The sequence below is a fragment of the Streptomyces sp. NBC_01520 genome, from assembly GCF_045040375.1.
Taxonomy (GTDB): Bacteria; Actinomycetota; Actinomycetes; order Streptomycetales; family Streptomycetaceae; genus Streptomyces.
In genome coordinates, this window is the sequence record NZ_CP109404.1 from 5,124,042 (window position 1) to 5,139,643 (window position 15,602).

The following is a 15,602-nucleotide window of genomic DNA, read 5'->3' on the forward strand; positions in this document are numbered from 1 at the left end:
ACCCATGAGCATTCGGCGCTCCACCAGGTCCCGAACGGCGGTGGCAGCCGTCTCCCTGACGGCTGCCTTGGCCTTGGCCCTCACCGGCTGCGGTACTGACGGTGGCGGTAAGGCGGGCGACGCCGGTTCGCCGCCCTCCTCCGCGCCTTCCAAGTCCTCTGATGGGGACAAGGAGGCGAAGCAGGAGGACACCGCCGCCGGGGACAACGTGGACCCGAACGCCAACCTGGCCGAGGTCAGGGGAAGTGGGCTGACTCTCGTGATCAATCAGGTGAAGCGTGACTCCGGAGGGTTTGTCACGGTTCAGGGCACGATCAAGAACGTGAGCGACAGGACACAGAACTCCAGTTCGTGGGCGGGCACGGAAACCGCGGTTGCCAACAGCAATGCAAACTCTGTTGCTGGTGCGACACTGGTCGACAAGGCGGGCAAGAAGCGCTACTACGTTCTTCGGGACACGGAGAACCGTTGCCTTTGCACCACTGGCATCACGCCGTTGTCGGCGGGGGAATCGACCCCCATCTTCATGCAGTTCCCAGCGCCTCCCAGCACGACGGCTGAGGTGGACTTCACGCTGCCGACGTTCGCGACGACTTCCCTGAAGATCTCAGGGTGACGGCTGACATGAACTACAACCGAACTCGGCTGAAGCCAATCGGCGTCGCCGGACTCTCTGTTGCGTCAGCCATGGTGGTGGCCGCTGCCACGTTGTTCGGAGCGTCGTCGGCGCTTGCCGACGACGGCCCGAGCGTGCCCCCCGGCACCGAAGCGACATCGGTGCCCCCGGTCGAGACCGATGGCACCGATCCCGACCTGAAGATGCCCGAAGGCGGCACCCTCGCGCCGGCCAAGGTTCTCGACATCGTCCAGGTCGTCGAGGACGAGGGTGGTGAGGAGCGCCGCGAGGACACGAACGCGGACATCAAGTTCGCGCTCCAGGCCGAAGTCCTCTTCGGCAAGGACAGCGCCAAGCTGAGCTCCGAGGCCAATTCCCGCATCTCCGCCATCGCGACCGAGATCGAGAAGCAGAACGCGACGAAGGTCCGCATCTTCGGCTTCACCGACAACCTCGGTTCGTCGGCACACGGCGACGTACTGTCCAAGCAGCGTGCCGAAGCGGTGAACGGCGTGCTGTCCAAGGAGCTCGGTACGTCGATCACGTTCGAGATCCGTGGTTACGGCGAGCAGTACCCGATCGCCGACAACAGCACGGAAGAGGGCAGGAAGAAGAACCGGCGCGTGGAGGTCTCCTTCCCGCGCACGACGAACTGACCTCGCGCGCACGAAGGGCCGGGACACAGGAGAACTGTGGCCCGGCCCTTCTGCCTGTCCCGTAAACGCCTTCGGTGTGCGCTCGGTCGCCGCAGAGTCCGAGCATGCCGTCGGAGTTTGAGGTGAGGATGATTCGTGGCCCGTCCCGGCTACAGCAGGTGATCGGCTTTGCCTGCCTTGATGTCGCGGATCATCTGCTGAAGTGCTTCACGGGTGTCGGTCAGGAAGTGGTCCTCGGTGCCGGACAGGGCTATGTAGCTGTTGCCCTTACCGTCTGTGCCGAGCCGGTAGCAGCTGGCTCCTTCGCCGCAGAATGGTTCTTCCCAGGCGACGTCCGGCATTGGTGACCCCTCAGAGGTTGCGTGCGGCGGTGTGGATGAGATCCCGTGAACCGGCGGGTGTCAGAGCGATCCGCTCCATCCAGTCCAGATGTGCACGGTACTTGGCCAACTGTGCCTCGCCGTGCAGGAATTCCGGCCCGTGGGCACTGTCCACCTGCACGGTGTCCAGCTCCGGCACCGGCCCCTCGGAGTAGTTCACCGTCTGGCCCGCCCCGGGAAACGCTCCCGCTTCGAACGGGATGACGCGCAAGGTGATGTGGGTCCGTTCGGACACCGCGAGGAGATGCTCCAACTGCTGGCGTGCGACCTTCCGGCCGCCGAACTGCATGCGGAGGGCCGCTTCATGTACGACCCCGGCGTACTCCTGCGGGGTCGTACCATCGAGCATCTGCTGCCGTTCCATGCGATGGGCCAGCCGGAGGGCCACTTCGTGCTCCGGGAGGGCCGGGACCACGACGCGGAAGACGGCGAGAGCGTGGTCGCTCGTCTGGAGAACCCCCGGAATGTGCACGGAGTGCGCCGTGCGCATCCGCAGTGCGTGTGCCTCGATCTCCGAGATGTCGAGGAGGCCCGCGGGGAGTGTGTCGCGATAGCGGTTCCACCAGCCGCGCTGAGCCGGAGCAGCCATGTTGACCAATGCGTCGACGTACTTCTCGTTCGAGCAACTGCAAGCCTGTGCCAGCGTGCGCACCCGCTCCTGGCTGATGGCCCGCAGTCCCTGCTCGATGTTCGAGAGTCTGGACCGGTCCACGCCGAGAAGGCGTGCGGCGGACTCGGCGGATACGCCGGCTGCCGTGCGCATCTTCCGGACTTCGCTCCCCAGCCGCCTCTGCCGTTCGGTGGGGGACGTGCGCTCTGCCATGCCAGTCCTTCCGTGGCTCTCTCCCGGGTGAAGTCTGCCGTGTGGGCGCCGGGTTGATACTCGTTAGGGTTTAAATGGTTCACCATGGGTGGCCAATATGACCCCTCGCAGGCTACTTTCGGTAGCGCACCGCTCACGCTCCGATGGGTAAGAAGTACATCGCGCGAGTCTGCCCGCGTCCTCCTGCCCTGGAGGGGCAGGCCCGCGTCAGGGAGACAGGCCACTGCCCATCGGACAAGACGCGAGCCCTTTGTGCGCTCCGACGCGAAAGAGAGACCCCTCAACAGCCCGCCGTACAAGGGAAATCACCCATGCCGCCGTATCCGCGTACCGCCCTGTGTCCCTCCGCCGAGGCGTCCTCGGCGCGCTTCGTCCCATCCCGGGCGACCGTGGGCCTCACGCTGCCCGGGCATCCCCGCAGTTCCGCCGTCGCGCGGGGTGCCGTGAGCGTCGTGCTCCGGGCGCACGGGCTGACCGCCTACCGCTGGCCCGCCGTGCTCGTCGCGGCCGAACTCGTCACCGTCGCAGCGAAGCTCACGCCCGGCCGGGACCTCTACCTGTCCCTCCGGTACCGCGACGACGTACTGCGTCTGCTCGTGTGGGACCAGCACCCGCGTCATCCGGTCCCGGCGGCGGAGGCCCTCTGTGCCGGGCGCCGCCGGGCCCTCTGGCTGCTCGCGACCGTCGTGGACGACTGGGGCGGGGAATGGGGCACCGGTGAGGCGGCGCCACCGCAACGGGGAACCAGGTCCTGGGTCACGCTGCCCCGGTGACATTCCCGGGCGGGGCACGTCCGCGGGTCAGGCCTCGGAGTCGGCCGTGTCCGCCTGCCGGTGGGAGAGCAGGATGCGACGCCGGTCCGGGTCGACGTGCAGGATCTTGACCCGCAGGGTGTCGCCGACCCGGGGGACCGGCAGGGGCTGATCCGTGTGCTCTTCGGCCAGGTCGGAAATGTGCACCAGCCCCTGGAAGCCGTCCTCCCTCTCCTCGATGCGTACGAACGTGCCGATGGGCACGATCTTCATGACGCGGCCGACGACGGTTCGGCCGACCTGCTGGGCCAGCCGCAGCATCGGATCTTCGAGCAGGGGCTTGAGGGACATCCACACACGGTCGCGGGACATGTCGATGCCGATGATTTCGGCTCTGATCTCCTGGCCCATCGAGACGACGTCGGAGGGGTGGCTGATGTAGCGCCAGGAAAGCTCAGGGATGTTGATCAGTGCCTCGAAGCCCCCGATGTCCGCGTAGATGCCGTAGTTGGCGATGTGGGTCACCCGGCCGGAGACGATCTGGCCCGGGTGGAGCCAGGTGAGGAAGGCCCACTGCCGGTCGTCCGGCGTCGGTTCGGTGCGCCAGCGCGCCCGCACCACCCCGTCGCTGTCCGGCATGACGGCGGTGAGCAGCGGAACCCGGTCGTCGGCGTACACGGACAGGAGCGCGGCGGCGTCGGCACCGGAGACCCGGTGCACCAGGGCGGGGAAGTCGTCCGCGTCGGCGACGGCACCCAGGATCCGGCCGTCCTTGTCCTGCCACACACATTCGACGAGGCCCTCGGCGGGCAGGGCACCGAGGACGGCGCCGATGTCGGTGGACAGGTCCGGCCACACCGCCAGCCGGGCACGGGGGGCGAGGTCGGCGCGAACCGCCCCCAGGGTGTCGAGGGTGAGGCGGTGCCATCGGGAGGCGCCTTCGACGTACATCTCCTCCAGGACCCCCGCCCGACCGTCGGCGACCGCCCGGCGCACGCTTTCCCAGAATTCGTCGTCGCCCGGCCGCTGGATGCCGTCCCCGTCGGTCTCCATGTCGTACGGGGACGCGTCGAGGCGTTCCGCGAACAGTCCGAGCGCGCGGGCCCGGACCGTCGACCGCTCACAGGGCAGACCGCTGCCGACGTAGAGGTACTGGTCCCGTCCCACGTGCACGGCGAATGCGCCTTCCGCCTCCAGTCGGCACCAGGCGCCGCTCCCGCGCAGCATGAGCCGCACCAACTCCAGTCCGGCGCCGAGCGGCACCACCGCTCCGTCGTGGAATCCGGACAGGCCGTCGGGGAAGACCCCCGCCAGTCCGAAGCCGTCCTCCGGGCGCTCGGCGCCGAAGTGCGCGAGGGACGGGACCTGCGGCTCCCGTACGGTCAGGCGGTCGATCCCGGAGTCCACGGCGAACGCCTCGACGGCCCGCAGACAGGCGTCCTCGACCGGTCCGTGGTCGCTGACGGTGTCCTCGGGGCCGGTGTAGTGGCCGTGTTCGTCGCGGTCGGCAGGGTCGTACTTGGTGACGCGATAGACGTAGGGCAGCACGCCCCCATCTTCCCGCACGTCTCGTAGGCGGCCCGAGGCAGTGCCAGGGAGGCCGGGACACGGAACGGCCGGTGCGGGCATCAGGCCCGTGCGCGTGCCGGTTCCCACCATGGCCGACCTGTCCGGCGCGTCCGTCCTCGACGGCACCGGCGTGTACGCGCGCACCCTGCACACCGTGCACCGGATCTGAACCGGGCACCAGGTGATCTGAGGGCCGCCCTGATTGGGCCCCTGGGCCCATGCGCACAGAGGGTTCGGCATCGTACGATTATCAGCCAATTGTCTTCGCGATGAGACGAGTTGAGGCCGGACATGTCCACCGTGGGGTCCACAACCGACTTCGGCGGCGCCTCCTGGCAGCCGCCCACCGCCGGGCGCCATGACATGCCGCAGCTGCTCAGGGTGGCGCGCATCCTCATCCAGGTGCTGTTCGCCGTCACCGTGGTCGGCGGTGTGGGCCTGCTGCTGACGGCCGCGGGCGCCGACGCCCTCGACGGCACCGTCCTCGCGCTCGCCGCGTACGGTGCCGCGCCCGGTGTCACGGGCTGGGTGCTGGCGCGCAGGGCGTGGACCGGTGGCGTGTGGATCTGGCGCGGGCTCGTCGGCGTACAGGTGTGGCTGCTCCTCGGAGGCGTATCCAGCCTTCGGGACGGGTCCCTGCGCGGGCTCACCCAGATGTTCCTGCCGCTGGTGATCCTGGTGTTCCTGAGCCGGGCGGAGAGCCGGCAGTGGTTCCGGCGGGACGCACGGGACAGGGGACGCCAGGAGCCGCCCCGGTTCTCGCTGTCGCGGATGATCACGTGGCGGCGGGACCGGGGCCAGTCGACGTTGGAGTACCTCGGCCTGCTCACCGTGGTCGCGGCGGTCATCCTGGCGATGGCCCTGGGCGGTGTCGGCGGCCAGATAACCAACGGTCTGCAGGCGGCGATCTGCTCACTCACGGGCAGCTCATGCCCCGCCCCGGGCGCCGGGACGGTCGAAGCCGGCGGAGAGTCCGCCGACGGCGGCGGCACTGCGACCGGCGGAGGCACGGACAGCGGCGGGTCCGACAGCGGTGGCACGGTGGTCGGCGGTGGCACGGACAGCGGCGGTTCCGACAGCGGCGGTTCGGTGGTCGGCGGTGGCTCCGACGGCGGCGGTTCGGCCACCGGTGGCGGCTCCGACGGCGGCGCTTCCGGAGGCACCGGCGACACCGGAGGTACGGGCGACACCGGCAGCACCGGGGGATCGGGCGACACCGGGGGATCCGGCAGCACAGGTGGCACGGGCAGCACGGACGGGTCCGTAACCGACCCCGCCTCCTACCCGGACGAGAGCGACGAGGACAAGAACGACGCCGCCGAGGACGAGCCCGGCTGGGAGGACGACGAGGACGAGGGCGACGACGGCGGGGACGACGACGAAGGCTGCTTCTCCGGCTTCGGCGCGTTCTTCTCCTGCGCCGGCGACCAGATCTCCCAGGTCGGCGGCGGCCTGTTCGTCGACGGCATCTGGGGGGACCTCACCGGCATCTGGGACACCGTCACCGACCTCCCCGGCACCTGGGAAGGGCTCAAGGACTACGGCAGTTCACTGGGCGACGAGTGGTCGAAGGCGACCGAGGGTGCCGTCGACAAGTGGGCCAAGGGCGACTACTGGGATGCGCTGACCGACTGGGGCGGCGCCTCGGTGGACACCGGGCTGACCGTCCTCGACGACATGTTCATCGGCGACGAGATCAAGGAGCAGTGGAACAACGGCCAGAAGACCCGGGCCGTCACCGGCACCCTCTGGAACATCGGCTCGCTCTTCATCCCCGGGTACGGCGAAGCCAAGGTGGCCCAGAAGCTGGGCAAACTCGGCAAGCTGGGGAAGCTCGGCAAACTCGGCGAGGCCGCCCAGAAGGCCACCAAGGCATCCGAGCGGGCACGCAAGGCCGCGGACAAGGGCGATGTCGACGGCGCGAGGAAGGCCGCCGACGAGGCCCAGGACCACGCCGACGACGCCGCCGACGAGTTGGCCGACAAGGGCTGCGTGATCAGCTCCGGGCCGATCGGTGTCGGGCCACCGCAACCCGCCTTCTCGGGCGGGGTGAACGCGGCGGCGCGCGCCCCCGTGGCGTACCGCGTCAACGGCGTCCCCGTCGGCCTCTTCGCCGAGAAGAAGTGCGACGGCGTCAGCCAGGAGGAGATCGACGCCGCCGAACAGGCGCAGAAGGACGCGGACGCGGCCAAGGAGGCGGCGAAGGAAGCCAGCCGCAAGGAGGTCGCCAAGTGGGCGAAGCCCTCCTGGTACGGGGACCTGACGAACCCGCGCAAGGGATCCAAGGACCTGGGCGACGGCACGTGGAAGGCCAAGAAGTCCGTGGCCTACTGGCCCGGCATGGAGCGCTGGATGCGCTACCAGGAACAGGTCTCCGGGGTGAAGCGCGGCAAGGAGTACGCCGTGAAGGACCCGCAGACCGGCCGCGACGTCGACTTCGACGGCTGGGACTCCGCTTCCCAGACGTACAAGGAAGCGAAGTTCGGGTACGGCAAGAAGGTGCGCCCCGACGGGACCCTCGAACCGGCCCAGGCGGCGAAGTTCGTGGAGCAGGCGCAACGGCAGGTGCGTGCGGCGGGGGACAAGCCGGTCGAATGGAACTTCTCCAACAAGAAGGTGGCCGACGCGGCCCAGAAGGCGTTCGACGACGCCGGCGTGGACGTGATCGTGAAGCACACTGAGGTGAAGAACTGACGGCAGCCGAGCACGAAGACGAGGAAGCGCGATGTCGAGCGAAGTCGTGGTGAAGGTGTCCTGGGGGCCGCGGCCCGAGTCGCCCGGCGAACTGGCCGAGAGGTGGCTGACGATGCTCGGCCGGCTGACGGAGCTGTCGGACGGTACGCCGGTGGAATGGCGCCGGGACACGGACGGCGACCGGCCGGGAGACGCCGTACCGGCGGACGCCGGGGGATTCGCCGCCGTCCTGGCGGCCGGGGCCCCCGAGGAGGACGCCGACATCATCGGCTGGACCGCAGCCGTCGTCGGCACCTGGAAGGACCACGGCTACGCCCGCCTGCGGGTGCAGGGGGGCGGCTCCAACGAGTACACGCCGTTCACGGCGGTACTCCGGCTGTTCCCCGCACCCGACGGCGCCACCACCCCCCTCGTCGACCGGCTCCCCGAGACCCTGGCCGTACTGGCCGACGCCTGGGACGCCGACACGGGCCTGACGTACGACAGGGAGCTCTTCGACGCGGTCAGGTCCGCCTTCGGCCTGCGCAACTCCTATCCCCGCTGCGGCTGGTCGGTGTACCTCTCCGAGAACCGTGCCGCCCTGGTCCCCGCCGAGCTCCCCGCACGCCGCCGCCTCCGGGGCACTCACGGCGGCGTCGTCCTGGACATCGGCGACACCACCGAAGCCGTCCTGGCCGCACAGCAGGACCTGGCCGCGGCAGGCGCCCTCACCCCCGTCCCCAGATCGGAAGCCCGCCCCAAGTGGTGACCCCGCCCCACCGCACGTCGATGGGAGCCCGAGGACGCAATGCTGGTCGGTATGTCCGACTTCGGTGACCGTGCCCTCCCTCTGACCGGACGCCTCGCCCCCTCATGCCGGGGGGCGGGGCAGGGCTGTGCGGATCTCGGCGATCATGCGCTCGGGTGACCGGAACACCGTGACTGCGGGGAACCGGAGGACGGTCCGCACCCCGGGGCAGGTGCTCAGCGCGTTGAACCGGTCCAGGTCGCGGCGGTGCGCATCCCGGCTGCCGTGGTACGCGTAACCCTCGATCTCCACGACCACACCCTCCCGGAGGAAGAGGAAGTCCGCCCGGATCCTGCGCCCGGCCGGTGTCAGCAGCTCCGCCTGGCTGATCGGGTGCAGGCCGACGTCGTGCATCCGTAACCGGGCCACGGTCTCGGCCGGCGATCCGCTCAGCGGGTCCGCCGACGCCAGCCATCCCTCCGCCCGCGGCACGCCGTGGCGACGCGTGGGGTGTGCCGCGCAGGCGGCGGTCAGCAGGTCGGCGGTGACCAGGCGCGGCCGTCGTACCCCGCCCACCGTGCGCGTACCCAGGGCGGAGTCCACGGCGACCAGCGCCTCGTCCCTCGGGCCGGACAGCAGCAGGTCCCGCAGCGTACGCAGCGGGGTGGTGGCCCGCAGCCCGTGGTGTGCGCACATCTCGTCCGGGGCCACCGGCATCCGGTGCACCGCGAAGCCGTGGCGGCGGCCGGTGGGGCTCGCCGGGTCGGTGAACTCCACCGCCTCCTGGAGGAGTTCGATCCCGTGGAGCGAAGCGGCGCCGCGATGGCTGAAGGTGAGCCCCGGGTGCAGTATCTGCACGGCGCGGGCCTTCACCCACGGCGTCAGCTCGCAGCCCGGTGCGGCCCAGGCCCCGCGCACGACCCGCCTCCAGCCCTGCGCGTTCAGCGCCCGGCCCACCTGCCGCACCGGCGCTCCCGCCGCCACGACCTCCCGGGTGAGCAGAATGTCCCACCTGGCGAAGCACTTCAGATCCCCCGTCATGCCCCCACCCTCCCCCGCCCCTCCACCCCCTCGCACCCCCCTGTGGATAACCCCGGTCGGTGGGAGGGAGGGAGGGAGGGGACGGGAAAGTGTCCGAAATGGGCGAAAATGGGCGTCCGGAGGCTCCCAGTGACCGGGAGCCGAGCGGCCCGGCCCTGCCTACTTCACCGTGATCGAGGTGACGAAGTGGTCCAGGTCCTCCGGGGTCAGGGTGCCCTTCACCGCGTTGAGGCGGATGGCGAACGGCACGTCCGAGGAGTCGACGCCGGCCACCAGGACCCCCGTCATCGGCGTCCCCTTGTTCGGGGTCCGCTCCTCACCCGTCGACGTGAACTCGTAGTCGATCCTGCGGGCCTCCCGGGCACTCTCCTCGCCCGTCAGCCGCACGTCCGCCGTGTCCTTGCGGGTCGTGCCGAGGCCGATGCCCGCGCCGGCCGCGGCGGCGGCCTCCTTCGCGTCGCCGACGCCGGTCGCGAAGTCGAGCTGGACCGAGACCATGCCGGTCCACAGCCCGCCCTCCTCCCGGAGCGCGACGGCGGCATTGGCCTTGCTGCGCTCGGCCGCCGGCTGGACGGCGTACCCCTGGTCCTCGGGGTAGCCGACGGACACGCTCTTCGTGTCGAGCGTGCCCCAGCCGTCCGGGACCGCCGCGGCGCCGGGCCCGCCGCAGCCGGTGAGCAGGGTCAGACCGAGAGCGGCGGCGACGGCCGCGCCGAGTGCCTGGGACTTCTTCAACGTCATCGCCTCTTCGTGGTGCGTGTTCACTGCGCGCAGTAGCTGTACGGGAGGTACGAGCGCTTGTCGCCCTGCGGAGCTCCGAGGAACTGGGCGTCGGTCAGCTTCTCCTCCTTGTGCGCGTCGGAGATGGAGAACCCGAGGCTCATTCCGAGGGAGACCTCGAAGCCGAACTCCTGGGCGTCCGTCACGCCGTCGTACTTCATCGTGCTGGACAGGCCGTCCTGGAACATCATCTGCTCGAAGGGATCGCTGCCCGCCGGCCTCTCCTGCAAGGAGTGGTCGCCGAACATGTACTCGAACGGGGCGGTGTTGTTGCCGGAGCCGTCCAGCCACTGTTCGGCGATGGCGCGCTTGGCCTCGGTGTCCTGGTCGACGTCCTTGCCGAAGACGATCGAGTTGGTCACGACCTCGATGCCGGTCTCGCCGGACGAGTCGGAGGCGCTGCCCTTGCCGCCGCGCTTGTCCCCGTCCTTCTTGCCGTTGTCGCCGCCGATCTCCAGCTTGGCGGAGTCCGAGCCCGACTCGATGGTCTGCGTCATGTTGATCTGGACGATCTTCCCGGTCTCCTGGTCGCGGGTGACGGTGATGGCTCCGGTGCGGATGTTCTTCCCGCTCACGCTGCCCTTCACCGGCCCCGACTCGATCCCGGCCTTGCCCTCGAGTTCGAGCTTGGCGGTGTACGTGTAGGACTCGTTGCCGTTCACGTCGTCGTTGGTGATGGTCACCTCGGGCGAGAAGGTGGCCTTGCCGCCCAGCTTGGCGCCGAGCTGGGAGTCGTCGCCGTCCTTGATGGAGAGGCCGCCGTCCGCGTAGGCGTTGAGGCCGACCGTCGAGTAGGAGATCTTCTTGTCGCCGATCTTCTTCTCGATGTCCTCCATCTTCTCCGCCCACTTCATGCCGGAGTACCAGTTGCCGCCGTAGCCGCCGCTGTGCGTCATCGAGGTCTCCCACATCTTCATTTCCTCGATGTCGTCCCGCATCTTCTGGGCGTCCGCCTCGCTCTTGAACACCCAGGTGTCACCGTTGGTGATCTTGATGCCGCCGCCGATGTCGATGTCGGCCTTGCCCAGGCTGCCGAGCTTGACGCCCGGGGTGCTGGCGGTCGCGCCCGCGGAGGCGGCGTCGGTGAACGTCATGTGGACGATCTTGTCGTTCTCGTCGACCTTGCCGTCCTCGTTCACATCGGTCTTGGCCTGCGAGACCTTCTGCTGGAACCCGTACTCCTCGCCCCACTCGAACCAGGCGATCTTGACCTTGCCGCCTGCGGTGTCGGAGACACTGGAGACCTGGCACATCGTCGGCTCGTAGTCGGCGTCGGTCTTCGGCTTCGCCGTGTTGTCCCCGCCCGACGCGCATCCACCGCCACCGCCGCCGCCACCGGCCGCGAGCGAGGTGATCGCGCACCGGATGCGCTCGCCGATGCTCCCGCCGACACCCGCCATGGACATGGCGCCGATCAGGGTGACGACCACGACGACGACACCCAGGTACTCCATGGCGGTGGCCCCGCCGTCGCGCCAGTTGTACGAGTGGTGCGGCAGCGAGGACGAGGACTCCTCCGAGCCGTGCTCCTCCAGCAGCCGGTCCAGGGCCAGACCGACAGCGCTGCCGGTGCCCATCGAGACGACCGGCATCAGGACGCCCTCGGTGCCCACGACGTCCCACGACACGATGTAGCCGTAGGCGAGCCCGGCCACCGGGACGGTCAGCGTGCCGAGGAGGTACATGGCCCGCGAGTCGCGCTGTTCGTCGGAGAGGACGCGTGCCGAGGCCAGGACCGTCAGTACGGTGACGATGACACCGGGAAGATGCAGCAGCGTCAGCCGCCAGCCGAAGTCCTCGAAGCGTTCCTGGGTGGCGAGCGTCTCGACGAAGGCCCGGGTCACCAGGAATCCGGCGGCGATGTAGACGAGGGCGCCGGCCGCCCAACTGCGGGTCAGCGGGAAGAACCACCCTTCACGATTGCCGTGAGCCCGCCCGGAGCTGTGCCCCGGCGGTATGTGGCCCGCGCTCCTGTCTCCCCAGCCGCCGCCACCGCTCACGGTTCAACCTCTCTCCGACGCAAGCCCGTTGCTCTGTCGGCGTGAGCGTACGGCTGGAATCCGCCCTCCACCTGGGCCCCCGGCCCCAACTCCGGGCCCAACCGTGCCGGGCGCGCGAAGCGATCGGAGGCGGGGGCGGAGGTGGGTCCGTGGGCCCACGCGCCGGGGCACTTCGGCTGAATACGCTCGATGTCGAGCCGGAGGAGGCGAGCCGGTGATCCGGAGAAGGCCAGTCGGTGAGCCGGAGGAAGCGAGCCGGCGAGCCGGTCCGAGTGAGACGGCGAGCCGGTCGGCCGGTGCCGAAGTGAAGTGTTCACGCAGTGACGGGGTGAGGCGTTCCATGGGTGTCGGCTTCTTCAACTCCTACCACCTGGGCTGGACCCGGGTCGACGCAGGGACCCTGCTCGGCGACCTCGAAGCCGCGGGTCTCCGGCTCGCCCATCCGGCCACCGGGCGCATCGTCCTCGACAGCCAGGACCCCGGCGCACCGGCGGCCGGCGGGACACGGTCGCCGGTTACCCGGGACCAACTGCTGTCCATCGCCGGACTGGAACGCCTCGACGGGATCGGTGTGCGGCTCTGGGTGAGCCACGACCTGGACGTCCTGATGCGGATACGCCGGGCCGGACACCGGGTGGTCGCCGTCGAGTTCGGTCTCGGCGGGCTGTCGGCGGAGGAGCGGGAGACGGCCGTGCACGCCATCAGGGCGACCGTCGGCCGGGCCTCCGTGCTGTGCATCGGATTCGTCGTCGACCGGGAGGGCGTCACGACGGGCACCGACTGGGACGGCGTGGTCGTCGACGGGTCGGCCTACCTCGACGGGTGGCCGGACGTCGTCGCCGTACAGGAGGACATCGCGTCCCGGCACCCGCAGCTCGCCGTCATGGAATCCGTCGCGCAGTCGCCCTGGCGGGTGTTCGGGAGCGCGGTGCTCAGCGTGTGAGGACAGCTACTCGGCGGGCGGCACCGTCGCCCCGCGCCGCAGCCGGCCGTTCAGCGCGACGTGGGCGGCGACGCCCAGGACGAGCCCCCAGAACGCCGAGCCGATGCCGAACAGCGTGACGCCCGAAGCGGTGGCCAGGAAGGTGATCAGGGCTGCCTCCCGGTCCGTCTCCTCCTTCACCGCGCCGGTCAGGCCGCCGGCCAGCGCGCCGAAGAGGGCGACACCCGCGAGTGCGGCGACGAGCTCCTTCGGCAGGCCCGCGAAGAACGCCACGAGGGTCGAGCCGAACGCGCCGACCACCAGGTACACGGCACCGCAGGCGACGCCCGCGACATAGCGGCGGCGAGGATCGTGATGAGCCTCGGGGCCCGTGCAGATCGCGGCCGTGATGGCCGCCAGGTTCACCGCGTGGGAGCCGAACGGGGCGAGCGCGGCGGAGACCAGTCCGGTGGAGCCGACCAGGAGCCGGTCGTCCGGCCGGTAGCCGGAAGCGGAGAGCACGGCGACCCCGGGGGCGTTCTGCGAGGCCAGCGTGGCCAGGGTCAGCGGGACCGCGATGCCGACGAGCGCGGCCACGGAGAAGGCGGGCGTCGTGAACACCGGCTGCACCAGGCCGACATGGTCCAGTCGTACGTGCAGCCGCGAGGTGGCGGCGCTGCACCCCACACCGACGACGAGGGCGACGAGCACCGCGTACCGGGGGAGCCACCGCCTGCCCAGCAGATAGGCCAGGAGCACGGACCCGGCGATGACCGGGGTGCCCTCCAACGACGTGAACACCCCCGTACCGAAAGAGAAGAGGATGCCCGCGAGCATGGCGGAGACCACAGCCCCGGGAACCAGCCGCATCAGCCGCCCGAAGACCCCCGTCAGCCCGATCAGGGCGATCACCGCACCGGACACCACGAACGCACCGATCACCTCGCCGTACGCGTACGAGCCGATGCTGGTGACCAGGAGAGCGGCACCCGGCGTGGACCAGGCGGTGACGACCGGCATACGGGTGCGCAGGCTGAGGGCGATGCAGGTGAGTCCGCTGCCGATGGAGATCGCCCAGATCCAGGAATCGGTCTGCGCCGCGTCGAGGTGCCCGGCGCGGGCGGCGGCGAGGACGATGACCAGCGGGCCCGAGTAGGACACCACGACCGCCACGACGCCCGCGAGGACCGCGGAGAGCGAAAGGTCCCGGATGAGCCCGGACCGCTGCACGGGCCCGTCGGGCGGAACCTCCTTCGCCCGCTCCTCCGCCGCCGGTATGGATGGACCGGGCATCGCCGTGCCGCCCTTCATTCCGTGTACCCCCGTACGAACCGTACGGACGCACGAACCCTTACACGGACCGGTGAGCCCGGTCCGCCGGGTCCGGCACACGAGACGACCCCGGCCCGTGCGGCCCGGGTGCGCTGTCCGTTCGAGCGGTACGCCGAGGATCTGCGCACCCGCGACCGCCTGGGGGAACTCGCCGGGGACCACAGGTCCGGAACGCGAGCTGCTCGGCCGGGCCGTGGCGGATCTCGACGAGGTGTTCCGGCGCGGCACCGAACCACGACTCCGGTGCGTTGCCCGGACGCCTGGCCAGGTCCGGTCCGGCGGTCGCCGGCCGGGGCCGGCGGTGGCACCGCCGGCCGGCGAAGCGGCCCTGTGGCACCTGGCGGTGCCGGCGCGCCCGGCAACCGGCCGCGTTCCGGAACGCCGGTCCGGGGTCCTGGGTGCGACGACGCGCGAAAGGGTCCGAGTTGGGCCCCTGGGCCCAAGACGGGCAGCTCCCGGGAAAATAGCGTCGTCGAAGCAACTGATCAACGCCCGTCCCGGCACACCCCCCACGGTGCCGGGCCGGGGCGCAAGCGGAAGGTGCCGACGGACATGCCCACGGCCGAACAGCTGTCCCTGACCGAGGAGGAGTCCCGACTCCTCCAGCAGGGCCTCATCGAGTGGAGCGGCCCCGCACGCTGCACGGAGGAGTTCGCCGTTGCCATGGGCTTCGACAGCGTGGAGGACGTGATCCGCCGGGGGCTGTGGATCCGCGGCGTCCTCGAGGCCATGGGGGACCTGGATCCGATGGACTGGGCCCGCGCCCTGCTGGCGACGGAGCTCGCCTTCGCCAGCGACGTGGTCGGCTCGGGTTACGAGTGGTCCACGACCACCGGCTGGCCCGACGACATCACCGTCCGCGTCCTGCGCTCGGTCCAGCTGAAGCTCATCCGCACGGTCTCCCCGCTGGTCGGCAGGGGGCTCGGCACACGGCAGACCGTGCACGCCGAGGTACTGCGGGCCGGAAGCGCCCCACCCCCGGCGAGGTGAGAGCGGGGCCACGCGCCCCCGGCGCCTCCCTCACAGGACGCACCCAGCCGCACCTGCCGGGTACAAGGACGCGTCCCACCCGCGCCTCCGGCGCCTCCCTCACGGGACGCACCCCCGGCGAGGTGAGAGCGGGGCCACGCGCCCCCGGCGCCTCCCTCACAGGACGCACCCAGCCGCACCTGCCGGGTACAAGGACGCGTCCCACCCGCGCCTCCGGCGCCTCCCTCACGGGACGCACCCCCGGCGAGGTGAGAGCGGGGGCCACGCGCCCCCGGCGCCCTTCTCACGGGACGCACCCAGCCGCACCTGCCGGGTACAGG

At 70.5% G+C, this 15,602-nt stretch carries 14 protein-coding genes; 7 read left to right on the plus strand and 7 right to left on the minus strand.

Features of this window, described 5'->3' with window-relative positions:
- The first annotated feature begins 4 nt into the window (after positions 1-4).
- Together OG524_RS23465 and OG524_RS23470 are read left to right on the plus strand one after the other, a co-directional pair.
- Positions 5-616, plus strand: coding sequence for a hypothetical protein (locus tag OG524_RS23465; protein WP_405811622.1), 612 nt, complete (start codon positions 5-7; stop codon positions 614-616).
- Between the two features lie 8 nt (positions 617-624).
- Entirely contained in the window at positions 625-1,272 is a 648-nt protein-coding gene (locus tag OG524_RS23470) for an OmpA family protein (protein ID WP_405812486.1), read from the plus strand.
- 149 nt (positions 1,273-1,421) lie between these two features.
- On the opposite strand, the gene OG524_RS23475 is transcribed toward OG524_RS23470, so the two are convergent.
- Both OG524_RS23475 and OG524_RS23480 read right to left on the minus strand, forming a co-directional pair.
- Positions 1,422-1,613, minus strand: coding sequence for a hypothetical protein (locus tag OG524_RS23475; RefSeq protein WP_405388872.1), 192 nt, complete (start codon positions 1,611-1,613; stop codon positions 1,422-1,424).
- 10 nt (positions 1,614-1,623) lie between these two features.
- Positions 1,624-2,475, minus strand: a complete 852-nt coding sequence (locus tag OG524_RS23480) for a helix-turn-helix domain-containing protein (RefSeq protein ID WP_405388871.1) — start codon at positions 2,473-2,475, stop codon at positions 1,624-1,626.
- A 311-nt stretch (positions 2,476-2,786) separates the two neighbouring features.
- Here OG524_RS23480 and OG524_RS23485 point away from each other — a divergent pair, with 311 nt between their 5' ends.
- Complete coding sequence (locus OG524_RS23485) at positions 2,787-3,248, plus strand: ATP-binding protein (RefSeq protein ID WP_405811623.1); 462 nt, start codon at positions 2,787-2,789, stop codon at positions 3,246-3,248.
- Between the two features lie 27 nt (positions 3,249-3,275).
- Here OG524_RS23485 and OG524_RS23490 read toward each other — a convergent pair whose 3' ends face one another.
- Positions 3,276-4,775, minus strand: coding sequence for a S1 RNA-binding domain-containing protein (locus OG524_RS23490; RefSeq protein WP_405388869.1), 1,500 nt, complete (start codon positions 4,773-4,775; stop codon positions 3,276-3,278).
- A gap of 312 nt (positions 4,776-5,087) precedes the next feature.
- On the opposite strand from OG524_RS23490, the gene OG524_RS23495 reads away from it, so the two are divergent.
- Positions 5,088-7,490 (plus strand): Tox-REase-5 domain-containing protein, encoded by a 2,403-nt coding sequence (locus OG524_RS23495; RefSeq protein WP_405811624.1) that lies wholly within the window; start codon positions 5,088-5,090, stop codon positions 7,488-7,490.
- A gap of 31 nt (positions 7,491-7,521) precedes the next feature.
- Positions 7,522-8,238: a hypothetical protein gene (locus tag OG524_RS23500; protein ID WP_405388867.1), complete on the plus strand. Its 717-nt coding sequence runs from the start codon at positions 7,522-7,524 to the stop codon at positions 8,236-8,238.
- 102 nt (positions 8,239-8,340) lie between these two features.
- On the opposite strand, the gene OG524_RS23505 is transcribed toward OG524_RS23500, so the two are convergent.
- The 3 genes from OG524_RS23505 to OG524_RS23515 all read right to left on the minus strand — a co-directional run bounded on the left by OG524_RS23505 (position 8,341) and on the right by OG524_RS23515 (position 12,038).
- Positions 8,341-9,258 (minus strand): hypothetical protein, encoded by a 918-nt coding sequence (locus OG524_RS23505; protein WP_405811625.1) that lies wholly within the window; start codon positions 9,256-9,258, stop codon positions 8,341-8,343.
- A gap of 159 nt (positions 9,259-9,417) precedes the next feature.
- The gene (locus OG524_RS23510) at positions 9,418-9,999 is read right to left on the minus strand and encodes a hypothetical protein (protein WP_405388865.1); all 582 of its coding nucleotides are present in this window, start codon (positions 9,997-9,999) and stop codon (positions 9,418-9,420) included.
- 20 nt (positions 10,000-10,019) lie between these two features.
- On the minus strand, positions 10,020-12,038 hold the full coding sequence (locus OG524_RS23515; protein WP_405811626.1) for a hypothetical protein: 2,019 nt from the start codon (positions 12,036-12,038) through the stop codon (positions 10,020-10,022).
- Positions 12,039-12,378: 340 nt separating this feature from the next.
- Here OG524_RS23515 and OG524_RS23520 point away from each other — a divergent pair, with 340 nt between their 5' ends.
- Positions 12,379-12,981, plus strand: coding sequence for a hypothetical protein (locus OG524_RS23520; protein WP_405388863.1), 603 nt, complete (start codon positions 12,379-12,381; stop codon positions 12,979-12,981).
- Positions 12,982-12,987: 6 nt separating this feature from the next.
- Here the strand turns inward: OG524_RS23520 and OG524_RS23525 are convergent, their stop codons facing one another.
- On the minus strand, positions 12,988-14,253 hold the full coding sequence (locus OG524_RS23525; protein WP_405811627.1) for a benzoate/H(+) symporter BenE family transporter: 1,266 nt from the start codon (positions 14,251-14,253) through the stop codon (positions 12,988-12,990).
- Positions 14,254-14,844: 591 nt separating this feature from the next.
- Between OG524_RS23525 and OG524_RS23530 the strand changes: the two genes are divergently transcribed.
- Positions 14,845-15,282, plus strand: coding sequence for a hypothetical protein (locus tag OG524_RS23530; RefSeq protein WP_405388861.1), 438 nt, complete (start codon positions 14,845-14,847; stop codon positions 15,280-15,282).
- The last annotated feature ends 320 nt before the right edge of the window (positions 15,283-15,602 follow it).